The organism is Streptomyces tricolor (assembly GCF_002155905.1).
Lineage (GTDB): Bacteria > Actinomycetota > Actinomycetes > Streptomycetales > Streptomycetaceae > Streptomyces > Streptomyces tricolor.
The window spans coordinates 1-22,033 of sequence record NZ_MUMF01000025.1 but is presented as its reverse complement, the minus strand read 5'-3'; the positions used below and the strand labels follow the sequence as shown (position 1 = coordinate 22,033).

The following is a 22,033-nucleotide window of genomic DNA, read 5'->3' as shown; positions in this document are numbered from 1 at the left end:
CGGGAGCTTGGTCCAACGGGGTGGGGGCCGAGTCAGGCTCGATCACGGCTTCTGTGGCCGAGCCGGCTTCGACGTCCGGTACCGGCTGCTGAACCGGAGGTTCCGCGTCCTCAGCCTCCGCAACGGGTGCCGACGGAACCGGCTCCGCCTCCGCAACCGACGAGTGAGCGAGGAGCGTGCCACCGAGGAAAGCAAGCGCGGGCCATCCGGCGATGCCGAGGCGGAGTAAGGCGGGCGGGTCGGTCAGGTCGAGGAACCCGGCGGTAGCGATGTTGGCGCCGAGCGAGGCGCATAGCGCGACCAGGAACCAGCACCAGGCCAGCCGGGACGGGCCCTCACTGCGCAGGCGCCGCCAGGCGGCCACCAGGAGCAGGTCGACGCTGACCGGGTAGGCCCATGCCTTCCACCCGTTCTGTCCGGCGGCGGAGGCCAGGTCGTGCAGATGCGCGAAGGACAGTGCGCCGGCGATGACGGCCTGCACCAGGACCGCGTCGACGCGGAGGCCGCGACGGGCGCCCATCAGGAGTCACCCGGGTAGGCGGAGCCACCGTCGGGGTCGTAGCCGTCCGGGAACACGCCGGGCGGCGGCTCGGGCAGGGAAACGGCGAGCGATGGACTGACGGCTTCGACGAAGTCCAGGTCGGCGCCGGTCGTGTCGGCGTAGAGGGCGAGTTGGCCGAGCAGGAGTACGGTCCGGGCGAAGTCCTCGCAGTTCGGGCACACAGCGGGATCTCCCTTCTTCGGGCATGGGGGGTAGGGACTTGGCGCGAAGGCGGTCACGCCGACCGGTGGGGATCCGAGAAGTCAGGCGGTGGCCGGGGACGGCTTGGCCGTCGGTGAGGGAGCGTCGGCCGAGCCGGAGAGAGCGGGCCGGAACGGAGCCAGCTCGGGCAGATCCGGCGTCCGGTCGGCATGCCGGTTGCAAATGTTCACGGCTTGGCGGAGCGAGGTGTGCGGGGCACGGATGCGGTGCCATCCTCCGGACGAGTCGCCCGCGATGGCGAGCCCTCGCATCTCGGCCGGGATCTGGATGGCGGCGAGGACGGCGTCCGGGGCGATGTCGCCGAAGGCCATGTTGGCGGAGGTCTCGTCGTTGACACGGTGCGCGGTACGGCCGGTGAGCTGGGCCCGGAGCATGGTGATGCCCTTGCCGAGTTCGGAGCCGAAGCGCTGCCCGCAGATTTCGAGGTAGATGCCGGCCGCGCGGCCGAGCTGGGCGAGGCGGACCAGGGCGGTGATGATGCGGTCCCGGCGCTTCTCCTCATCCTTGTTGGCATACAGGGCGAGTTCGGCAACCTCGTCGACCAGGACCACGACGGGAGTCGGGCGCAGATCGGACGGCAGGTCCCAGATGTCGGCGGCAATCTCCGCGTCCGCCACATCCGCGGCGATGCGCTGCTGAGCCCGGATGACCTGATAGATGCGCTCCATCCGGGCCACGAGGGCATCAAGCACGTCGGCGGCGGTGTCGGGGTTGTCGGCCAGCGCGGAGAACCGGCGGGCCAGTGGGAACAGCTCAACCCCCTGCTTGCAGTCGATGCCGACGAGGGCGACGTCCATCGGGGCGAGTCCGGCGACCAGGTTGCGCTGGTAGACGGACTTGCCGGACTCCGTGGCCCCGAGGGTGAGGGCGTGGGGTATCGCCCGGTAGTCGCGGTAGTGCACCGAGCCGTCCTGCCGCAGGGCGACCGGGACCCGCATCGGCCGGGTCTCGCTCTCGGCCGGCATCTGCACCCGCTTGAGTACGTCGTAGCCGGTCATCCGCACCTCTACGACGCCGGAGCGCAGTTCCCGCGAGGTCACGCCGTACATGGAGAACGAGTGACGGAGCCGGTCCGAGGCAGCGGCGATGTCGAAGGCGTCCTGTCCGGGGCGGAGCTTGAGCCGCATGACCAGGCCGGTACGAGTCGGCCGCAGCCGCAGGATGCGCGGGGCCCGTGGCCCCGGTATCGGTCGGTTGGTGGCACGGGCGAGGGCGAGCCGCCACCGCGCGGGTGGCACGGTTAACCCGCACGCATCCATGACGGAGCCGTACCGGACCAGGACCCGCACCACGGCCAGCGCGACCCCGAAGGTCAACCAGTACCAGGCGGGGCGCCGCCACCGCAGAAGACCTACGGCGGCGACGACCAGCACCAGGCAGACCGTGAAGCCGGTCATGATCAGGCCGCCTTGGGCCTAGCAGCGGCGTCGGCGAGCGAGGTGACCGCGACCGCGCGGAACGCGATGCCGTGCCGCTTCTGGCCGTTGAAGTCGTTCTCCCAAGGCCGGGCGATCAGGCCGGTAAGCGCGACCGGCGTGCCCATGGCCAGCTCGCCGGTGATGCCGGGCTCCGGGACGGTGATGGAAAGGATCTCCACCTCCTCGTTCGCCGCGAACATCACGTCGACCGTCATCAGCTTGGCCCCGGTCTCGGCGTCGGTGGCGATCTCACCGGTACGGCGGTCACGAACCTTGACCTGCGGGGATTTGGCGACCATCACCACGGCGCCGGAGGTGTCAACGGAAATCTGACGCACAGAGACCACTCCTCTATAGATGCTGAGGTTCGCCACTCATGTACACGAGTGACATGAAGAAGAGTGCCCGACTCCTGTACATGAGTCAACCCGCCACGAAGAAGAACTCGTGACGGGTCGCGGAGAGTTGAGCGCGTGTCAGTCGGTGGCAGGGATCCGGTACTCGAAAACGAACTGGTCAGCGGCCATGAGGGTGTCGCACACCTCGACCACGAGACCCGCGGTCGTACGAGCTTCCCGGATTAGGTGAACCACGGGTGCCCCCGGGCTCAGCGCCAACTCCGAGGCTTCCGCCTTGGAGGCCGGCCGCGCTTGCAGTGTCTCGACGAACTCCGCGAACTCGTAGCCGTGGTCTTCGAGTCGGGCGTAGATGCCACCGCCGCCGGGGTTCTCGGCGAACAGCTCCGGGATGTCCTTCACGACGTCCCAGGGCAGGTACGACGTCGCGGTCTCGACCGGGGTGCCGTTGCGGAAGTAGAGACGCCGGCGAGCCAGCACCTGCGTACCGGCCGGAACGCCCAGCCGCTGGGCCGCATCCTCGGGCACCTCCATGGGCCCGATGTAGAGGACGCTCACCTTGGCGGTGGCGCCGGACTGGGCGGACTCCGCGAGGTAGGCCGCCTGCCCGCCCCGCCGGAGTGAGCGCCGGAAGCGATCGGAGGATCGGTGCCGTACCGGTGGCCGGTTCTTCACGATCGAGCCCTTGCCGTGCCGGGTCTCAACGAGCCCGCTCGCCCGCACTTCGACCATGGCCTTGCGGATCGTCCCGCCGGACACGCCATAGCGCTCGACCAGCTCAGACTCACTCGGCACCATGTCACCAGGCTTGAGAACTCCCGCCCGGATCTGTTTCACGATCTCGTCCGCGATCTGCACGTACCGAGGTCCGGATCCGACCCCTCCAGCCGCAGTTCCCATAGTCCTTCTCTGCCTCCTATGCTCCTTTACATGAGTCAAGCACAGGAAGTGACACCGTCCCCCCTCCACTCCGTCTCCGTGGCCGGAGTGGTGGTACGCGAGGACGGCCGCCTCCTGGCGATCCGCCGAGCCGACAACGGCACCTGGGAACTCCCCGGCGGCATCCTCGAACTCAACGAGACCCCCGAGGCCGGCGTAGCCCGCGAGGTCCTGGAGGAGACAGGCATCCACGTCGAGGTGGACGAGCTGACCGGCGTCTACAAGAACCTCACCCGTGGCATCGTGGCCCTGGTCTTCCGCTGCAAGCCGTCCGGCGGCACCGAGCGCACGTCGAGCGAGTCCACGGCGGTTTCCTGGCTCACGCCCGACGAGGTCAGCGAGCGCATGTCCGAGGTCTTCGCGGTCAGGCTCCTGGACGCCCTGGACGGCAACGGCCCCCACGTACGCAGCCATGACGGCAAGCGCCTCATCCCAGCGGGATAAAACCTTCTCTCCTTCATCAAGGCGGCTCGCTCCGCTCACCGCACGCGGGCCGGCCCCCGGCCGGGCCTGCGCTCCTGTCTCCGCCCCGCTCCAGCCCGGCCGACGCCCGTGCCGCGCACTCAGCAAGCAGTCGCATGACGCTAGAGGGGATACGTCGTGGCTGCGGTCGGTCGGCTCCACGGCTTTAGCCACCTCCCCGGTCCGGGGCCCGCGTCGAGCAAGACCAGGGGGCCACTCGTGCACATTGCGGTCAGACTCAAAGCCTGCCCGAGTTGCCAGCCAGCGTACGGCCCCCTGGCCATGCTCGACCCCAGACCGGGCAGGACACCGGCCAAACCCGCTCCGCCTTAAGTAGGCTTGCCTACGCCGCAACTGTGGCAGCATCAGGTCTGATGGGTATGGCCTGTCGCGACAGACAGGGGGGACTGCAGTGTCAGATGTCGGCCAACAAATGATGACAGTGGTTCGGGAAATAGACTCAGCGATTCGAGCGCCTGGGAACTCCCGCTCGACTGCCGACCAGAGCACCGCGCACGGGGTAGATCTTTCACTTTTGACCCTGCTCGCATCAGAACCCTTCGGCCCTCACTTGGTCCTCGAAAGGTTGATCGCAGATGCACATCAGGATTGAAGCTGAAACCCGCCGCGGCCTCCGAATCATCGGCGAGATTCCCAGCATTCCGCTCTGCAGAATCGAAGGCTACAACGGCATCGGTAAAACAAACGCCATTAAGCTTCTCAGGCTGTGCACGGGAGACCAACCCTTTACAGGGAACGATCATTCCTGGAGAACCTTCCGAAATCAGCTGAAGAGCGCGCGGGTTTCAGTTACCGACCTGCACGGGGCGCAGAAACTGGAGTGGGCACTCGATCCAAGTCGCTGGCCTCAAGTTGCCGAACCACTAGGCGATCTAATCGGTGAGATTAGAATCGACGGACGATCCGCTCGACCACGAGACATCACGCCCCTTCTGAGCGTGCACCATGTCATGGCGGCCGATACGCCCGTAAGCGTCCTATCTGAAAGACTCAGCACTGCACAAAAGCGAATCCAGGAGTGGGACGCCGAAGTTGGAAGGCGGCGCCAAGAAGAGGTAGAGCTCGCCCTGGGAGACCTGCAAAACAAGATCACTGATTGCGCACCATCACAGTTGTCACGCGAGCTCACGATCACATCCGAGGCCGAGAAAATCGCGATTAGCCTGGCTAATCAATTGAAACTCGCACGTGAACGCGTCGAGCGGCTGGATAGAGCTGTCGAGATCTCCGCGCAGCTCACGCAGGTTCGAGGGCGCGGACCTGAAATGGATGAGAAAATTGAGGAGCTAGCGGCACACCTTGCTGATCTCGATCAGCAGCGCCAGAAGCTCGATAGGCAGATCAAAAATGCGAGCGCGCAAAAGCATAAGAACGAGAAAGCCGAGAACGAGTTCGAGAACGCCCAAAAGCATCTAGTTCGTCGAGACAAGGCGCTGCGAACCATACAAAGCCATCTCCAGAACCTCGCGGCAGCTGTAGGAGTGGAGCCGACTGAGGATGCTCTCGCAGCAGCACGCCGTGACACCAGTCAGCATCTGAATAGACTGCTCGAGCGACAGCCTCGCGTTAACGCCACTCCGATGTTGTTGAGTCTGATCAGCAGCCTAACTTCCAGCTTGGAGAACGCAGAGGGAGCAGAGCATCTAGGCAACGAGCTCCTGATCTCTTCTAGTCAGGGGGGCACTGATTGGACTGTCACTGCTTTGAGGGAGGCGCTTCAGCATCGTGAGGCTGTCCTCCGCGAAGAAGCACCTTCAGCTGACGCCGAACAGTTGACGCAGGAGATCGAGGAAACGCGAGGCCGGCTCGGAGCAATCGCGCAAACAGAAGCTGCATTGCGAGAGGTAGAAGCCGCCCAGACAGCCCTCGAAAAGGCCGAGGGCCGCCTACTAAAGGCGACGAAGGGGCTCCCTGAGCAAACAGCGCGCAACCTTGAAGACCTGATGTCAAACCGCGCAAAACTGGACCAAGAGGCTCGTACTGTTCAAGCAGATCACGCCAGGCTTACTCATGCCCGAGAACTACTCGGTGGTGGAAAAACTGAGGATGCTCTAGCGGCGGAGTTGGTGCAGCTATGCCGCGAGGCCAATGTAGAGGTTGCGCGCCTTAGAAAGCATCGCGAGAAAGAGCAGGCTGAGTTCGAGGAGCTGACTCGCCGAGAAGCCCAGGCCGCCCAGCAAGCCACTCTTGCTCACCGCAATTCCGAGAACCGCATTTCCAGGGTCACAGCGACTGCGCGCTTCCTGAGTCAGAATCCTGAACTCTCTTGGCTAAGGAGGGCATTCCCGAAGATCTCCTCCCTGCCCGGGCTCAACGTTGCCGACCAAGCGCAAGCGTTGACAGAGGTGGCCTCTGCAATCGACAAGGCTCGTGACTCCCTAGGGTCCACCTATTCATCACTGCGCGGCATGGAAACAGCACTCGGCCGACTGGAGTCGCGCATTCGCCAAAACAGCGGAGAAACAGGCACCGAGACTGCGTCCGATAGGGCAGCCAAGCGCTGGCTAGCGGATGAGGTTCGTCAGTGGTTCGAGAGCGAAGTCGTAAGAACGGCGCTGTTCAACGGAGGTACCAACGTCGAGTTGGATCCCGACAGTCTGCAGCTTTCATGGACAGCTGCGGACGGGCAGACTAACGAACGCCCACTCGCGGCATTCTCCAGTGGAGAGCAAGCGTTCGCCTACACGCAGGCGCAGGTCGCTCGTCTGGACCGGGACGATAACGCCGCTACCAACCGGCTTATCGCCCTCGATGAGTTTGGCTCATTCATTGACGCCAAAAACATGTCAGCCCTAGCCTCATACCTTCGGGGACGACAGGCACAAGCACCCCACGATCAAGTCCTAGTGGTCCTTCCGCTTGAAGTTTCTCCGGCGATAGCGTCATCAAACGGAACTACGAACGAGCGAGTTAACGCGCTTAGGCAGCGCGGATACTTCGCAGAGGCCTTTCAACTATGAGTACGACCGTGCAGCGAGTGTTCGGGGTTCCCGCCATCTTGACGGGTGACGAGTGCGTAGCGCTGATTCGCGACCTCACTCAGCTCTGGCACCTTTCGTATGACAAGGCGCCGGGCGCATTGGAAGCCGACCTAGCCATGTGTAAACGCTTTTTCGATCCTGTTGCACGTGGCCATTCCCTGCGTGATCGATTGGGCAAGCTTCCACCCACCCCAGCTGACTTGTTGCGTCGCGCCGGCCAGTACGGGGAACCGCTGGTAACTCAAGTGGGCGACAATGTATCGCTCGTGGGTATCGAGGCGCGACTCATGCTGGAATTGCTGGAGGAGCAGTACGCGGGTGATGACCACCTGGTGCTGACGCTGGCTGACATTGAATCAGCAGAACGCCGCGCTATGGAACTCTACAGGGCATGGTCGATGGCGCGGCTAAACCAGGTAGTCGCCCTTAGAAGAGGGCAAGGAAGCGAGGTGATGCAGGCGATCGCTGTAGGGGTCGTAATCGCACTTCTCGTCAACAGGTCGGATACTGAGGATAGAGCCGTAGTCAGGTGGCATCACTCGACAGCGGATGGTCAACAGGTGGACAGTGCCATCTTCGCCGGAGCTGAGGCATTCGCTGCTGAAGTGTCTCGGAACCGAAGCAGCCGCGCTGCCGGAGAACAACGCCTGAAAGGCGGCTACGCCCTTAGTGAGGCGCGTCGGCGTTTGGCTAACCAGCTCGTCGTAGCCCCTAACGGAAAAGATGGCGGCGAGCTCCTGTATATCCCCGCTCGACACAGGACGGAAGTTATCGCATTCCTTGGTCGAGATCTCGCCAGGCGCCCGAGGCTTACACAGGCTGTCCTTGCCTCAGCTTTTGATGCGCTGGTAAGCGCGTATCGCGGTGCCGCTGGCCAGCTAGCTCATCGCGGCATGGTCTTTGAGCGATCTACGGACACTCGCTCCCTTAAGGAAGAACTACTGCGAGAGTTCTCAACAGCGCAGCATCCATGAATTTGTGGTTCTGCGCCTTGATTCGTGAGGCCGGCGTTCTTCCTCGCGGGCTCATAGGAGCTTGTACTCAAGGAAGACGCCGGACCCTTTCAATCACGGCGAAGCAATACCAGCCGCTCTGCGAGTTGCACATTATGACGGGTGGCATTGCTTGCCCATCGCTGCCCACGGTGACGAAGGATTACATCCTCCTCCAGGGTGAATCCTTGACATTTCGCCAGCTTGGCGATCAATCCGGGTGTGTCAACGTAGACCCCATATGGCGCGCTGTCACCAACTAGCAAGACCGCGGGTGCTCCCGAGGCCAGCACTGTGGAAAGATTTTCCATAATTCGTGCGATCGCTACAAAGTAGTCGGGAACTACACGATCATACTCTTTTCCCCTCGATCGATTTCCTCTTTCTTTCTGGAGTCGATCGGCAATTTCACTGATCTCTGTTCCGACCGTCCCGTACGTCTGCAAAAGGGTCCTGGCATCGCTTGCAGCACCTACGCTGCTCTGCTGAGTGGTAGCCGTAAGCATGTCAGAACGCACCTCGGCACACATTTGCGACCAGCTGGTAACGTCACCCCAGAAGTAGAGTTCCAGCCGCGTCGCGTCAGCGTAATCGAAATTGTTCAGATACGGCGGTGAGGTGACACACCCGTGTGCAGTGCCATGCCCCAGTTCACTCCAGTTCATAGCCTCCCGGGAGTCGCCCTGTCTTACTCGGCATGCCGGCGAGGAAGAATAGTTGGCCTCAAACTCCCGAATATCCTCGACCATCCACCCGATACGCTGAAGGAAGCGAGTCAAGGGGTCGGCGAATGTCGGCTGCCGTTGACTTCCGGGTCTTTGGTATGGCCAACCGACACGCACTGATGCGACATCTCTTAGTGTCGCTAGCAATGCCCATTTCAAATGCAAGTGCCACTCATGCGCTTGCATTGCTCGGATCAAATCGCGCAAGCTCACCAAAGTGGCGAGTGTTTCGGGATCAAAACTGCGAAGTGTCAGGTCGGCTTCGCCGCTGATGTCGATGTCTGCCCTCGTCGTTATAACTTGTAGCGTGAGCTCACGGGCAGTCGCGAGGAGCCCATTCGGGTCCTCTGAGGTGCGATCGAGTTTCAGAGCTGCAAGCTCAGCTATGAGCGGATGGGCCTCAACTCCGTAGAAGGCGTGACCAGCTCGCCTAGCCGCGGTACCTGCAACGCCTGACCCGGTGAAGGGATCAACTACAAGTCCTGCGGTGGGCAGCCGCAACTGCTGCAGGAGCAGGGAGGCATAGTCGGACGCGAAGCCTGCTGGGTAGCGAAACCATCGATCGAACGGCTCACTTCGGCTGGTGCCGTGCCGGCGTCCTCGTCCTGAGCTGGGCTCAAACACTGGTGACTCTTCCTGGGGGACCGGGCCCTCCGGCATCGGCCTGTGGTTATCGCTCATCAACACTCGCCCATTGGACCACGGTGACAGCCGTCACCACCACGGTGATGCGGGATCGGATTCAGCTGGCGCCGAGGATGGTGGCCAGCACGACACTGCGCGCTCGCCAACCAGGCTCTCTGTAGTACTCCACGACGTCCTGTCGCGCGCCCAAGACCGGTGCGAGCGCACGGTCAGCCGGGGCCTGGAGGTCGCCCAACCACTCTAGAGTCCGTCTGCGTTGGTCTTGATCCTGCCAGTGGAGTTCGGCGGCGAAGAAGTCTGGCGCGAGATCTTGGGCGTGTCCGAGGTTGTTGTTACCGACCAACGCCTGGAGGACCGTGAGTAGGAAGGCCAGCGGTGTACTTATGTACTCCCTATCTCGATCACCCCAGGAGCCAGCAACAAGATGCTTTGCCAGAACACCTGCCAGCAAAGCGGCTCGCTCGGGGTCAGAGTGGCACCAAGCACGTGTAGGACCAGTGGGTATCTGCGCGAAGTAATCGAAGTACAGGCTAGCGTCGTCTTGATGAGCGTCAACCAGCCGGACTAGCGCCTCTAGGCTTCCCTCCTGTCCGAGCGTGATCCCTTCCACCAGCCTGCGGGCCTTCGTTAGTACAGGCTCATCACGGTCGTTAAGTACCACCTGTACCATGTCCCGCAACTCAGACATGGTCTGCGTCCTCAACGAAGCCTCTTGCCGCGTGCATGCGTTGACAAATAGTCGCCAATGCAGGAACTCGCCGTCAGGGAGCAGCCGTACTCCGCTTGCAGGAGACGTCCCGGTGAGGTACCAAGCAGCAACGCGTCCGAGGCTGTACACATCCGCCGCTGGCGTGGCTTTACGGGGGTCCACACTCAGTTCAGGGGCATCGTATCCTGGCGTGCCCATCCCCTGGCCGGTACGGGTGAGAATTCGGGAAGCCTCTTCAGGCGGACGACGAACCATGCCCCAATCCGCTACTACCCACCGGTATCTTGCACCGCTGTCGCCAGAGAGAGCGAGAATATTTTGGGGAGAGATATCACGATGAACCAGCCCGAGTTGATGAGCCACATCCAGGGCTTCACCGATAGCAAGGAGGATGGACGCTAGCTCCTCTTCGTCCGGCCCTTGGCGAAGGTCTTTGAGATTGCCGACCGCGCGAGGCATCGTGTACCACGTGAAGCCTGGATCGTGATCCAAAATCGGCATGATGTTGGGGTGGGCTAGCCGCTTCTGGTCCTGAATCTCCCGTTTGATCCTGTCCTGAGCATCCTGGCGGTTGTAGGCGCGTTTGAGCGCTACCTCTTCACCCGTTTCCTTGTGCACGGCAGGGAATACCTGGGCATAGCTCCCGTGCCCCAGTGTTCGAGCGCCGAGACGATACCGCTCCTGTGCCTTGATGCTGCTGTCCGACGCACCTGCCATGGGACCCATCCCCCCCTCAGCCGGGTCAACTAGGCGCATATTACTTGACCTTGGCAGGAGTGACTGTTCGTCTGGCCTCTTGTCCCCAACCCGCGGTCACTGGATGCGAGGGTGAGGTCGCCTAGGCTAGAGGGCGTGCTACGGCTGACCAACTAAGGAGTCACGGCAGCCAGGCACAAGAACCGTCCGTGAGGCGCACGCCGAAGCTGTCGTACCAGCCAGATGACTGGTGCACGAGTTGACGCCAGGGTTCCCACCGGCGCTGCGTCGGCGTATGTGTTCGTGCTGATTCTGCGGCTTGTACTGTCGAGTGGAGGGCGTGGGGCTTCACAGCCTGGCCCAACGAGTCTTCCCATGTGAGCTGAAGAGCCGTGGACGACCCGTGGACCGGCAACATCTCAGGGGCGGCTAACGTTACTGTGACCAGCAACATTCGACGGTTCTCACAGCCCCTCCGGAGCCGTGTGCCCGGCAAGTACCTCCGTACTACCCCCACAGACATGGCCAGAGCCTTAATCTGAACCGGTCGCCGAAGGGGGAGCATGGCCGAGGTCAAGCACACATGCCCACACTGTGGTCACGGCGTAGGCCGACTGATGCGCGTCAGAGGCGAAGGTGTTTCTAGCTGCGCGAGCTGTCACAAGAGTGACTGGTCCCGCCGCTTCCCCTTCCCCGAGTCGGACGCCGAACGAGCGCAGCGGGAGGCGCGGGAAGCCCGCCGTGACGAAGTCGAGGCCATCCGCTTCGATTCCTTGTCGAGTGACGAGGAATCCGCTAGCGATGAGATTGCCGACGACGGCGGATTCTCCCCTGCGGAGCGACGCCAGCAGGGGGACGAGGAACTCGTCCAGCGCGTCCGCGATGAGGAGTCCATGAAGTGGGCCAAGGGCGTCGTGATCGGGTTCCTCGCGCTGCTGGTTCTGATCGTGTGGTCGCGCGCCGGCGGCAACGAGGGAGGCCACCCCAACGACCCGACCTGTCAGTACGCCGGAAGATCAATGGAGTGCTGGTGATCCGGGCACTCCTGCACAGGGACAGCAGTGAGTGTCTAACTGCGTGACAGCGCCGACGGACAGCGGCGAACAAGCGCGGACGCCTGTGGACCATCGCCGCAGGTGAGGGACACGCCAGCCCAAGGTCGAGCCCTTACCCGAGTTGCTTCGGGACGAAGCGGTCGCGCACCTAAGGTGCGTTGCCTGACCACCGACACCCCAGCCTGTCCCGAGTGCAACCAACCCACGCGGTCCGGCGGCCTTGTTCTCTGCGAGTGGGAGGACCATGGCCGGCGGACTCGCCGGACACTATGGAGATGTACTAGTCGGCATGTCTGGTGGCGCTGGGCTGACCGGCCAGACGAGCCTTTGGAGGTCTGCCCAGTCCCAGGGCTGTTCCACTGACGTCCAACGCTGACATCAGCGACCCTGGACAGAGGGAACCAGTCGTGGCTCCGGCTCACGACGTAAGCCCCGCCCAGGGCGATGGCAAGGCGGAGACGCGCTGCGGCAGCCGAACCGTCTCCGGACCGTCCGAGGCCGTCCAGCAATGGCAGAAGCCCACGGCAGGGTGTTCAAAGCCGTGGGCTTCGTCGGGCCTCTTGTTCGGCGGGACCGACGGTCAGCAGACCGGCATCTCACGTCGCACCCAGCAGGCCACAGCAGAGGAAGCTGCCTCAGCCTCTGGGACGACGCAGCGACCCCCTTCAGGGTCGATGAGGGTCGCTCACCGCCAGGAGGTGACCGCGGCTGACTGCAACGCGGAGAACATCCCGCAGCGACCCGGCCAGTTCCCTCGCCAGCGGGTGCAAGTCCTCCAGGGCGGCGTCCTGGTCGTCGAGGGTCTCGGCGGCATGCTTCAGCAACTCGGTCGCCGTGCCCAGTTGTACCGCTTCGATGTTGTCCGCCAGGCGGGACATGTAGCTGGCCTTGTCGTCGGTGTCCAAGTAGCAGGGCTTCCCGCCGGGCCCCGACCACGGGAGGAGGCGTAGTTCGTTCGGTGCCGTCATCGTTGGGTTGCCCTCTCATCGGTAACGTGGTGGGTGGTGAAGACCGCATCGACGCGATCCCCTGGGAACACGAGGAGCGCGGCCTCGACGACTCGACCGGTGGAGTCGGTCGCGACCCGGGTGATCGCGAGGGCTGCCGCCGTTGGGCCGATCCGGAGGACGGATGCCTCGTCCGGTGTCGGTGGACGAGCACGTACCGTCTCCCGGACAGTTGCCGGTGCCGAACCGAGGACGGCGAATCGCGTGGCCGTGTTCCGCCATGAGGAGTCGTCGCCCAGCACCCCGGCCGGCGCCAAGTCGCGCGGGATGTAGATGCGGGCCAGACCGTGCGGTGAGTCCCCCTCGTGGCTGATGCAGAAGAACTCAGCGAGAGGACTGCCCGCCGGCACCCTCAGCAAGGACGTCAGATAGCCCTCTGCCTGCACGGTGGCGGTGCGAACAGTCACGCGCATGGCCGCTCCAGCGGCGGTCCATGGATCCAGCGTTCCCCATCCCCCGACGTACACGATCTTGCGGAGTGAGCGGCGGACGAAGTTGCCTTTCCCGTGGATCTTCTCGACGAGACCTTCGCTTTGGAGGACTGCGAGCGCACTTCGCAATGTGGTCGTACTGACCTTGTACCGGTCGGCCAGGTCTGCCTCGGAGGGCAGGCGTTCACCCGGTTTGACTGCGCCGGTTGTGATCTGGCGCCGCAGATCGTCGGCGATGTCGTGATGGCGTGAAGGCACGGACCGGGTCACCGCCTTCTCTGCACGCGAACGGCGGCGAGCCGGGTTCGCGCGTGTATGGTCAGCAGCTCGCCCGACTCGAAGAGGAGTCGTTTGGCCCCTTGGGGCAGTTCAAAGAGGTCCATAACCCGGCACGCTCTGCCGCCCAGTTGGATGACGTCGCCACGCTGCACGGTGGTCGCCGTGACCTCGACTGTGGAAACCAGCGCGCCGCCCGGTGTCCAGCCGCTCACCGCTGTACCTCCCTGGGCTCTGAGCGGCCCTGGATCGAATGACACGGGCAGACGCACGTCTCGTAGACAACCGGCAGGTCAACCGGCGCGGAGACGGGAGAGGACTCCGTGCAGAGCGGGTGTGTGCCCATACGGCAGGCGGTCGACCGGTAGGGGACGGCCGAGGCGTCGGTGACGCGAAGCTGTTGGCGTGGAGACATCAGCCGGCCCCCGCGAGGGTCGCCCAGGCTTCAGGCGGCAGATGGGAGGCGACGACCACCGCCCGTCGCCGTACTCGTTCCTCCCAGGCCAGCACGTAGGGGCGGACGAGTTCGGTGTCCTCCCCTGCGAGCGGGAGTCGATGGTCGGCGCTGTCGGAGAACCGGCCCAATGGCGGCCGCGACGCATCGGCGGACGCCGGGGAGGTGGGGGCGACCGTCGGCAGGGAGGGCGTTAAGGGGCGGCGGTGCCTGCCCTTGGGGGCGTACCGCGCTCTGGCGAGCGAGACGGCACGGCGGATACGGTTGAGCACGCTGCTCAGCTCCTATCGCTGATGGCTCGGTCCCCCGACATCGCCCGTCGCGGGGACCGCTTTGTGTACGACCGCCCAGAGGGTGCGGCCGTTCAGGCTGGTGGCGAGGAGGCCGAACCGATCTGCCTCGGCCACGACTTCCAGGGCCTTCCGCCACGAGTCGGCGGAGAGCGCTTCCGGTACCTCCGCTTCGATCGACGTGTACCGGTCGTGCTCCTCCACGCGCGTGGGGAGTCCGATGGCGGACAGCCGGGCGGCGATGGCCGCCGCGCGAGATCCCGAAGCGGGCACAGGGCAGCCTCCGTCAACCGGCGATCACTTTCAGTGAAGCTAGTTAACTAGATTAGAGCTAGTGGACTAGATTTTCCATATGCCTGAGCAGCCGCCCTATCTCCGCATCGCCGACGAACTCCGGCGCCGGATCGCGGAGCACGTATGGGAGCCCGGGGACCGTCTGCCGTCCCGCGCCCAGATCGGCCAGGAGTACGGGGTCGGCGAGAACGTGGTCCGCCGGGCACAGGAACTGCTGATCTCCCAGGGTGTGCTGGAGGGCCGCGCCGGTTCGGGCACGTACGTCGCCGAGCCCCGGCAGCGCATGCGCATGGTCCGGTCGTCGGCGCGTGAGCGGCCCGACGGGTCTCCGTTCCGGGCGGACATGAAGGCCGCGGGCAGGCAAGGGGACTGGGAGAGCCGGACCGAGGCCAAGGTGCCGGCTCCCGCGGACATCGCGGCGCGGCTCGGCATCAGCGAGGGTGATCTGTGCGTCCGGACGACGTACGAGTTCCTGGGCGACGGCAGGCCGGTGCAGCTGTCCACGAGCTGGGAGCCGTACGACCTCACCGCCGGCACCATCATCGTCCTCCCCGAGGGAGGCCCGCATGCCGGGGCAGGTGTCGTGAACCGCATGGCCGCCATCGGAATCACCGTCAGCCATGCCGTGGAGCAGCCCGAGCCGAGGCAGGCGACCGCCGAGGAGGCGTCACTCCTGGGCATCCAGAAGGCCGCGCTCGTCACGCACATCCGGCGGACGTACTACAGCGACGAGGGGCGGCCCGTGGAGACGGCGGACATCGTGGTGCCCGCCGCCCACTGCGAGATCGTCTATGAGATTCCGATCAATCGGTGACGATTCTGGGCCGTTGCGCTCCCAGTGACTATCCATCACACCTCCCGTACCCCTGTGGCTCCACAGTGCGCGCCACGAGGGGGGAAGTCAGCCTCGTAAAAGAGGCTTTTTGTGATCTTGATGACTCGATCCGGTCTCTACCGGATACTTGGCCGCCGCCAGTCGAATGCGTGTCGAAGGCTGGTCCACGAGACGCCGAGCACGGGAAGAGGGGCAGGTCAGGAAGGGTGCGATTCGCGACCCGCCAAGCGCCTTCTAAGCGCTTGGCCGCAGGTTCGAGTCCTGCCGGGGGCGCCAGGCTTCGCCCTCCCCGCCGGGAGGGCGTTCGTGCTGTTCAGGCCGCGTCGCCTCGACCGCCGGGCCCGCCCTGGGGAACCTCGGGCGCTGCCCCCGCGACCGATCGTCCCGAGGGCCGTCGTCCCTGATGGGCGTCCGGTGCGCAGTCGTACCTGATGGGCGTCCGGTGTTCGGACCGCAGGGGGAGGCCCGCCTCGGCGGGAGAAGCGCGGCGGTGGGTCGGTACAGTCGCCCTTGGAGGGGAGACGACGTGCGACTTCGCTGTGCGGTGCTGGACGACTTTCAGGGTGTGGCGACCGAGTCGGCCGACTGGTCGGTGATCGCGGAGCAGGTGGAGGTCGTCGCGCTGCGCGAGCATCTCGACGGGGAGGAGGCCCTCGCCGCGGCGCTCGCCGACTACGACATCGTCGTCACCCTGCGCGAACGCGTCCCCTTCCCCGGCTCCCTGATCGCCCGCCTCCCCCGGCTGAAGCTGCTCATCGCCTCCGGCATGCGCAACAGCGTCATCGACTACGCCGCCGCGCAGGCGCACGGCGTCACCGTGTGCGGTACGGCGAGTTCGAGCACCCCTCCGGTCGAGCTGACCTGGGCACTGCTGCTCGGCCTGGCCCGCGGCATCGTCCAGGAGAGCAACGCGCTGCGCGGCAACGGCCCCTGGCAGTCGACCGTCGGCGCCGACCTGCACGGCCGCCGGCTGGGCCTGCTCGGGCTGGGGAAGATCGGCAGCCGGGTGGCCCGGGTCGGGCTCGCCTTCGGGATGCGGGTCAGCGCGTGGAGCCGGAATCTCACCGAGGAGCGCGCCCAGGAGGTGGGCGTCGAACGTGCCGGCTCGATGCAGGAGTTGCTGAGCGGCAGCGACTTCGTCTCCGTCCACCTCGCCCTCGGCGACCGCACCCGCGGCCTCGTCGGTGCCGCCGAACTCGCCCTCATGAAACCGACCGCCTACCTCGTCAACACCTCCCGCGCCGCCATCGTCGACCAGGACGCGCTGCTGGCCGCGCTGCACGAGGGCCGGATCGCCGGCGCCGGCGTCGACGTCTTCGACATCGAGCCGCTGCCCGCCGGCCATCCGATGCGCACCGCGCCCCGCCTCCTCGCCACACCCCACCTCGGCTACGTCTCCCACGCCAACTACGCGACGTACTACGGCCAGGCCGTGGAGAACATCCAGGCCTACCTGGCGGGCGCTCCGGTACGACGGCTCCCCTGAGACCACTGAGTCCTCTGAGACTCCTCAGGCGCTGGAGGCTCCCTGCGGGCCCCCTGCGGGCCGGTCGGGCTTCGCACCTCTCCGCCGCCCTTCCGCGCGCGGCCTGCGATCCACCCCTGGCCCGGGCCCGCCGCTCCCCGCCGCTCCCCGCCGTTTCTGCCGTCCGCCATTCGTGCTGCCCCCTTATGCCTGCTGTCCCTGCTGTCCCTGCTGTTAAAAGAGTGATCCCCGGCTGATCACCGTGACCCGCCCCGCGTCGCGCCGTTGAACGGAAAGTGCGGCGGCTGCTCTGCCGCTGCGCTTTCCAGCTACAAAAGGAGAACGTGATGTCTCGCATCGCGAAGGCAGCCGCTGTCGCTGTCGGCACCGGTGCCGTGGTGGTCAGCGGGGCCGGGCTGGCCCTGGCCGACGCGGGTGCCCAGTCCGCGGCCGTCGGATCGCCCGGCGTGGTGTCCGGCAATGTCATTCAGGTTCCGATCCACATCCCGGTCAACGTGTGCGGCAACACCGTCGACATCATCGCCCTGCTGAACCCGGCGTTCGGCAACGCCTGCGTCAACGACGGCGGCAAGGAGGCGCCCGGCAAGCCCGGCAACCCCGGCCCGGGTCACAACGGCAACGGCGGCCACGGCAACGGCGGCTACGGCAAGGACGGCGGCTACGGCAACTGAGCCGACCGGCACCCCAGGCAAGAGCCCCGGCATCCGAGCGCCGGGGCTCTTCCCGTGTCCGGCCGCGTGTCCGGCACCCCCTCACGCGTACCGGTAGATCCTGCTGACGTCGTCGAGCTGGTCCGGCGTCTCGTCCCACGGCGGCAGTTTCTGGTGCCGGGCGACGACCCGCCTGTGCTGGGCGTCGGAGGCGCGGGGCGGCTCGGCCGGCAGGTAGCGGTGCCTGCGGTGGGCCCGCTGCCAGCGGTACCACTGCAGGTCGAGGAAGGCGTGGTGCAGCCAGAACACCGGATCGTTGACGGACGCGCCGCCGAGCATCGCACCGCCGACCCAGCGGTGCACCCGGTTGTGGTTCTTCCAGGAGGCGCTGCCGCTGCCGGCGCCCCAGCCCTCCAGCTTGTTGCGGAAGCCCTTGCGGACGGTCGAGTCCCAGGGCCACGCGTCGTAGACGGGATCGTCCAGGGCCCACTGCAGCTCGCTCCGGGTGGGCAGCCGGAGGGGCGCGGCGGAGCGGCCGAGGTCCCGGGTGAGGAACCTGCCGTCGGTGACGCCCTCCTTGATGGTCCACTGGCCCGTCGCATAGGCGAACGGCCCGGTCATCACCTGCCGGTCGGAGCGCCGCCCGTTCCCGCCGAGCAGGTCCTTCGTCCACGGCACGGAGGTCGTCGTACGGTCCCGGGTCCAGTCCCAGTACGGCACCGTCACCGAGGAGTCGACCCGGCGCAGCGCCCGTTCCAGTTCCAGCAGGAACCGGCGGTGCCAGGGGAGGAAGGAGGGCGCCATGTGGGCGGTGCGCAGGCCCTTCTCGCCGTCGGCGGCGTAGAAGTCGATGTGCATGCGCACGAACTCGTCGTACTCACCGCGCCGCTTGAGGGTCAGCAGCGCGTTCACGAACCGCCGCCGCTCGCCCGCGGTGAGCGCCCTGACGTTCTTACGCACGTACGCCATGACGTCCCCCCATGTCCGCGTCTCCCCCCGGATGACCGCCGGCGTGCCCGCCTGAGTGTCCGTCGGCGTGTCCACCGCCGAGCCGGTCCGGCGCCAGGTCGCGCAGCCGCTGGCGGGGCCCGATCTCGTCCACGGCCGCCCGGGTCGCCTCCAGCGGCGTCCGGTACGACGTGTAGTGGTCGACCATGCTCAGCCAGCTGCCGTCGGCGCGGCGCATCAGGTGCAGCGGGCGGCCGTCGATGGTGATCCGCCACTCGCCGTCGGCCGCCCTGCGCCCCGCGACGGGCACCAGCACGCCCCGGATGCGACGGCCCCGGTAGGTCTCGTCGAAGGAGTTGCCGTCGGCCTGGGCCGGGTGCACGGGCCGGGAGGCGGCGACGACCGGGGCCAGCGCCAGCGCGGCGGCCGAGACCAGCAGCCCGCGCGCCACCTCCCTCCGGGACGGTCTGGCCGCCCCCGCTGCGGCCTGCTGCTCCGCACCGACCGCCACTCCGCCGACACCGACGACCATGCTCGCTCCTCGTCCGGGTTCAGATGTCCGTACCGGCTAACCGGCCGAGGGCGCGCGGGGTCACCACGGACGAGCCATACGAGCGAGACGGACGAGAAGAACGAGAAGAACGAGCGAGCACGACAAGCCGTACGAGCCGTACGAGCCGTACGAGCCGTACGAGCCGTACGAGCCGTACGAGCCGTACGAGCCGTACGAGCCGTACGAGCCGTGAGCCGTGTGAGCCGGGCGTCGTACGGCGGGTGCGGCCGGGCCGGGTTACAGTCCCGGGCCCGTGGCCAGGTTGCCGCCGGCGACGGTCTGCAGGACCGGGGCGACGACGCCGGCCTCGGGGAGCTTGGCGGACGGCAGGCCGAAGTTGTCGCCGTCGGGCGCGGTCAGCGGGGCGTCCACGGACAGGCCGGGGGCGAGCGCGCGCAGGTCGCCGGCGGGCGCGTCCACGTCCAGGTGGTCGAAGCCGCCGTCGCCGAGGACGTGCGGCAGCGGAGCCCTGGCGTCCAGGCCGGGCAGGCCGCTGCTCACCGGCAGCTGGGGCAGGGCCCGGTCGGGGAGGAGCCGGCCCGTGACGTACCGGGGCCCCTCGGGGGCACCGGGCTTGAGCAGCGGCAGCTCGGCGCCGAGCCGGGGCAGCTCCATGTCCAGCGCGTGGGAGACGCCGCCCAGGGGTACGGGGACGGGGACCGTGCCGGCGGCCGCGGCGGGACCGGCGGCCCCCACGGTGGCCGCGACGCCCGTGACGACGGCGGCAAGGGTTCCTCGGGTGGTCGGCTTCATGTCAGGTACGGTCCCTTTCAGGATGCGGGGGGTTCGACGTCCGTACCGCGTAACGAGCGGAAATCCCCTGCATTTCACAATTCCCCCGAGTGCCGTAATAGTCAGCTCGTCCAGAAGTCCCACCAGCGGGTCAGTACGAGCATTCCGACGACACCGATGTGCAGCAGCGGAAGCACCCAGGTGAATTCGGCGAAGAATGTCTTCACCGGGCCGGGCGCGGGCAGGAAGCCCTCGCGTACGCAGACCGACGTCACGTACCAGAAGAGGGGAATGGTCGCGAGCCAGGCCAGGCAGCACCACAGGCACAGCGCGTTGATCCGGTACAGCGACTCGAACTGCAACCAGGACACGAACCCGACGCCGAACAGGCAGCCGGCCTCGAACAGCAGCCAGTACCAGCCGGGGAAGCGGGCGCCGGCCAGCAGGCTCATGCCGACGCAGATCACGATGCCGTAGGCCGCCAGGCCCAGCATCGGGTTGGGGAACCCGAAGGCCGAGGCCTGGTCGCTCTCCATCACGCTGCCGCAGGACAGCACCGGGTTCAGGCTGCACCCGGGGACGAAGCCGGGATCCTCCAGCAGCTTGAACTTGTCCAGGGTGATGACCCAGGAGGCGAGCAGTCCGGCGGCCCCCGTGAGCACGATCAGCAGGGCGAGGCCGCGGCTGCCGCCCGCGTACCGGCGCATCAGGCCCGCAGGCCGCGGGCAGGCAGGTAGACGTGCGCGGCGGCGTTCGTGGTGTCCGGGGAGCCCGCGAACGCGGCCAGCTCCGCGCCCTCGGCCGGCCGGCGGGGGCCGGTGGAGGGGCAGATGCGGGTGGTGAGCATGAAGTAGGCGTAGCCGAGTTCCTCGACCGCGGCCAGCCAGTCCGCCGGCGGGGTGACCTGGCTGCTGATGTTGTGGGGCAGCTGGAGGACGATCTGGCCGGCGACGACCAGCATGCTGACCTTCAGGCTCGGCCGGGTGGTGCCGTTCACGGGCTCGCCGTCCGCGGTCAGGCCCATGTCCTCCAGGAGGTGCGTGACGGCGGCGGACGCGGCCTCCGGGCCGTCCGGGCCGTCGCCCAGGGAGCAGGCGAGCAGACAGGGGGTCCGGCCGTCGCCCTCCTCGTTCCTGGCCAGCCAGGGGATCAGGGCGAGCGTGCCGAGGTCGGCGGCGCGGAAGGTGCGGATTTCGCTGGATGCTGAGGTCACCGCGCGACCATATCGACGGGCCGCCGCCCGGTCCGGCGGCTTCTCACCCGTCCGGAGCAGCGCCCGGGACGGCGCCACACGATCGAGCGACGGGGTCCCGGACACGCCGAGGGCCGGTTCCGCACGGGGTGCGGTACCGGCCCGGGCGGGGGCGCGTCAGTGCCGCAGGGGCAGGCCGCCGAGCAGCCCCTGCTGGTTGAGGGTGGTGGTGGCGCCCTTGACGCTGCTCAGCACGGAGTTCTTGTTCTCGGTGTCGAGCGCGTCCGACTGGTGCTGCACCGGCAGCAGGTCCTGCACGGTGGGCGGCTTCTCGGTGAGGTGGGCGAGGCCGCCGTTGAGGCTCAGCGGCGGCAGGTGCTGGGCGTCGTAGGCGAACGCGGGTGCGGCGACGCCGGCGAGGGCCACGGAACCAGCGACAACGGCGGCAGCCTTGAGGGACTTCATCGTGTTCCTTTCTTCGGCAACTCACGTCACCCCGGGATTTCCGACGCCGTGCCTAACGAGTTCCGGACGGACCGGAAACCCGGCACCGAGAAGACATATGAGATCCCCGTGCGCCCACCGGGAATCGCCCGCGTCAGCTGGTCGTCGACTGGGTGGGCTGAGCCGTCTGGGCCGGCTGAGTCGCCTGTGCCGACTGGGTGGGCTCCGCGGGGAGGCTGGGCAGCGCGGGCAGGGTGTCGACGCTGGGAGCGGCCGTGTCCTTGCCGAGGAGGGTCGTACCCAGCAGGTCGACCAGGCCCGACACCACGTCGGTGGCGGACGACAGGAGGTTGTCGAGCTGTTCGGTGACCGCGTTCACCAGATTGTCGATCGCGGTCTGCAGGGCGGACAGCGCGTCACTGGTCAGGTCGCGGGAGGAGGGGACGCCGAGGACGTCGCCCTGCCGCATGGCCGTCTGCGCGGTGAGGGCCGCCGGTACGGCGAAGGCCATGGGGGCGGCCGTCGCGGCGGGAGCGGCCGGCGCGGCAGGGGTGGCGGCCGACGCCGAGGGGCTGGCCGAGGAAGCGGGGCCGGCCGACGACGCCGGGGTGGTGGGCGCCGTGGAGGCCGCGGGAGTGGTGGCCGGGGCGCTCGGTGCGGCGGGCTTGGCGGAGGACGC

At 66.6% G+C, this 22,033-nt stretch carries 26 protein-coding genes; 7 read left to right on the top strand and 19 right to left on the bottom strand.

The window, feature by feature from the left end:
- The 5 genes from CCN44_RS02230 to CCN44_RS02210 all read right to left on the bottom strand — a co-directional run.
- The coding region (locus tag CCN44_RS02230) for a DUF2637 domain-containing protein (protein ID WP_086696716.1) at positions 1-520 on the bottom strand (520 nt) is incomplete at its 3' end.
- Positions 520-723, bottom strand: a complete 204-nt coding sequence (locus tag CCN44_RS02225; RefSeq protein WP_086696715.1) for a hypothetical protein — start codon at positions 721-723, stop codon at positions 520-522. The genes CCN44_RS02225 and CCN44_RS02230, both read right to left, overlap by 1 nt.
- 81 nt (positions 724-804) lie before the next feature.
- On the bottom strand, positions 805-2,160 hold the full coding sequence (locus CCN44_RS02220) for an FtsK/SpoIIIE domain-containing protein (protein ID WP_086696714.1): 1,356 nt from the start codon (positions 2,158-2,160) through the stop codon (positions 805-807).
- A gap of 2 nt (positions 2,161-2,162) precedes the next feature.
- Positions 2,163-2,519 carry an SCO3933 family regulatory protein gene (locus tag CCN44_RS02215; RefSeq protein ID WP_086696713.1) on the bottom strand — a complete coding sequence of 119 codons (357 nt, stop codon included), beginning with the start codon at positions 2,517-2,519 and terminating at the stop codon, positions 2,163-2,165.
- Positions 2,520-2,657: 138 nt separating this feature from the next.
- Entirely contained in the window at positions 2,658-3,437 is a 780-nt protein-coding gene (locus CCN44_RS02210) for a GntR family transcriptional regulator (protein WP_086696712.1), read from the bottom strand.
- An 18-nt stretch (positions 3,438-3,455) separates the two neighbouring features.
- Here CCN44_RS02210 and CCN44_RS02205 point away from each other — a divergent pair, with 18 nt between their 5' ends.
- The 3 genes from CCN44_RS02205 to CCN44_RS43920 all read left to right on the top strand — a co-directional run bounded on the left by CCN44_RS02205 (position 3,456) and on the right by CCN44_RS43920 (position 7,914).
- Entirely contained in the window at positions 3,456-3,920 is a 465-nt protein-coding gene (locus CCN44_RS02205; RefSeq protein WP_167403930.1) for an NUDIX hydrolase, read from the top strand.
- A 614-nt stretch (positions 3,921-4,534) separates the two neighbouring features.
- On the top strand, positions 4,535-6,919 hold the full coding sequence (locus tag CCN44_RS43925) for a coiled-coil domain-containing protein (RefSeq protein ID WP_143649587.1): 2,385 nt from the start codon (positions 4,535-4,537) through the stop codon (positions 6,917-6,919).
- An 8-nt stretch (positions 6,920-6,927) separates the two neighbouring features.
- Positions 6,928-7,914, top strand: coding sequence for a hypothetical protein (locus CCN44_RS43920; protein WP_143649585.1), 987 nt, complete (start codon positions 6,928-6,930; stop codon positions 7,912-7,914).
- 89 nt (positions 7,915-8,003) lie between these two features.
- Here CCN44_RS43920 and CCN44_RS43915 read toward each other — a convergent pair whose 3' ends face one another.
- Both CCN44_RS43915 and CCN44_RS02190 read right to left on the bottom strand, forming a co-directional pair.
- A complete protein-coding gene (locus CCN44_RS43915; RefSeq protein ID WP_143649583.1) occupies positions 8,004-9,281 on the bottom strand; it encodes a site-specific DNA-methyltransferase in 1,278 nt (425 codons plus the stop codon).
- A 118-nt stretch (positions 9,282-9,399) separates the two neighbouring features.
- Positions 9,400-10,728 (bottom strand): protein kinase domain-containing protein, encoded by a 1,329-nt coding sequence (locus CCN44_RS02190; RefSeq protein WP_158103066.1) that lies wholly within the window; start codon positions 10,726-10,728, stop codon positions 9,400-9,402.
- Positions 10,729-11,270: 542 nt separating this feature from the next.
- Between CCN44_RS02190 and CCN44_RS02185 the strand changes: the two genes are divergently transcribed.
- On the top strand, positions 11,271-11,741 hold the full coding sequence (locus tag CCN44_RS02185; RefSeq protein WP_143649581.1) for a hypothetical protein: 471 nt from the start codon (positions 11,271-11,273) through the stop codon (positions 11,739-11,741).
- Positions 11,742-12,427: 686 nt separating this feature from the next.
- Here the strand turns inward: CCN44_RS02185 and CCN44_RS02175 are convergent.
- From CCN44_RS02175 to CCN44_RS02150, 5 genes are all read right to left on the bottom strand, one after another.
- Positions 12,428-12,730: a hypothetical protein gene (locus CCN44_RS02175; RefSeq protein WP_086696707.1), complete on the bottom strand. Its 303-nt coding sequence runs from the start codon at positions 12,728-12,730 to the stop codon at positions 12,428-12,430.
- Positions 12,727-13,470, bottom strand: coding sequence for a GntR family transcriptional regulator (locus CCN44_RS02170; RefSeq protein WP_086696706.1), 744 nt, complete (start codon positions 13,468-13,470; stop codon positions 12,727-12,729). The genes CCN44_RS02175 and CCN44_RS02170 overlap by 4 nt, the downstream gene beginning before the upstream one ends.
- A complete protein-coding gene (locus tag CCN44_RS02165) occupies positions 13,467-13,691 on the bottom strand; it encodes a hypothetical protein (protein ID WP_086696705.1) in 225 nt (74 codons plus the stop codon). The genes CCN44_RS02170 and CCN44_RS02165 overlap by 4 nt, the downstream gene beginning before the upstream one ends.
- Positions 13,692-13,890: 199 nt before the next feature.
- Entirely contained in the window at positions 13,891-14,202 is a 312-nt protein-coding gene (locus CCN44_RS02155; RefSeq protein ID WP_086696703.1) for a hypothetical protein, read from the bottom strand.
- Positions 14,203-14,214: 12 nt separating this feature from the next.
- Positions 14,215-14,493 carry a hypothetical protein gene (locus CCN44_RS02150; RefSeq protein WP_086696702.1) on the bottom strand — a complete coding sequence of 93 codons (279 nt, stop codon included), beginning with the start codon at positions 14,491-14,493 and terminating at the stop codon, positions 14,215-14,217.
- A 79-nt stretch (positions 14,494-14,572) separates the two neighbouring features.
- Between CCN44_RS02150 and CCN44_RS02145 the strand changes: the two genes are divergently transcribed.
- The 3 genes from CCN44_RS02145 to CCN44_RS02135 all read left to right on the top strand — a co-directional run bounded on the left by CCN44_RS02145 (position 14,573) and on the right by CCN44_RS02135 (position 17,506).
- On the top strand, positions 14,573-15,328 hold the full coding sequence (locus CCN44_RS02145) for a GntR family transcriptional regulator (RefSeq protein ID WP_086696701.1): 756 nt from the start codon (positions 14,573-14,575) through the stop codon (positions 15,326-15,328).
- Between the two features lie 547 nt (positions 15,329-15,875).
- On the top strand, positions 15,876-16,835 hold the full coding sequence (locus CCN44_RS02140; RefSeq protein ID WP_059249620.1) for a D-2-hydroxyacid dehydrogenase family protein: 960 nt from the start codon (positions 15,876-15,878) through the stop codon (positions 16,833-16,835).
- Between the two features lie 326 nt (positions 16,836-17,161).
- On the top strand, positions 17,162-17,506 hold the full coding sequence (locus tag CCN44_RS02135; RefSeq protein ID WP_059249621.1) for a chaplin: 345 nt from the start codon (positions 17,162-17,164) through the stop codon (positions 17,504-17,506).
- Positions 17,507-17,587: 81 nt separating this feature from the next.
- Here the strand turns inward: CCN44_RS02135 and CCN44_RS02130 are convergent, their stop codons facing one another.
- From CCN44_RS02130 to CCN44_RS02100, 7 genes are all read right to left on the bottom strand, one after another.
- A complete protein-coding gene (locus CCN44_RS02130) occupies positions 17,588-18,454 on the bottom strand; it encodes a tyrosinase family protein (RefSeq protein ID WP_059249622.1) in 867 nt (288 codons plus the stop codon).
- Positions 18,438-18,965: a tyrosinase family oxidase copper chaperone gene (locus CCN44_RS02125; protein ID WP_059249623.1), complete on the bottom strand. Its 528-nt coding sequence runs from the start codon at positions 18,963-18,965 to the stop codon at positions 18,438-18,440. Before CCN44_RS02125 ends, CCN44_RS02130 begins: the two co-directional genes overlap by 17 nt.
- Before the next feature lie 258 nt (positions 18,966-19,223).
- On the bottom strand, positions 19,224-19,739 hold the full coding sequence (locus tag CCN44_RS02120; protein ID WP_059249624.1) for a hypothetical protein: 516 nt from the start codon (positions 19,737-19,739) through the stop codon (positions 19,224-19,226).
- Positions 19,740-19,840: 101 nt separating this feature from the next.
- On the bottom strand, positions 19,841-20,425 hold the full coding sequence (locus CCN44_RS02115) for a vitamin K epoxide reductase family protein (protein ID WP_059249625.1): 585 nt from the start codon (positions 20,423-20,425) through the stop codon (positions 19,841-19,843).
- Entirely contained in the window at positions 20,425-20,931 is a 507-nt protein-coding gene (locus tag CCN44_RS02110; protein WP_059249626.1) for a DUF5949 family protein, read from the bottom strand. The genes CCN44_RS02115 and CCN44_RS02110 overlap by 1 nt, the downstream gene beginning before the upstream one ends.
- Positions 20,932-21,087: 156 nt before the next feature.
- Positions 21,088-21,375 carry a hypothetical protein gene (locus CCN44_RS02105; RefSeq protein WP_059249627.1) on the bottom strand — a complete coding sequence of 96 codons (288 nt, stop codon included), beginning with the start codon at positions 21,373-21,375 and terminating at the stop codon, positions 21,088-21,090.
- Between the two features lie 133 nt (positions 21,376-21,508).
- Positions 21,509-21,865 (bottom strand): hypothetical protein, encoded by a 357-nt coding sequence (locus tag CCN44_RS02100; protein ID WP_059249628.1) that lies wholly within the window; start codon positions 21,863-21,865, stop codon positions 21,509-21,511.
- Positions 21,866-22,033 lie beyond the last annotated feature (168 nt).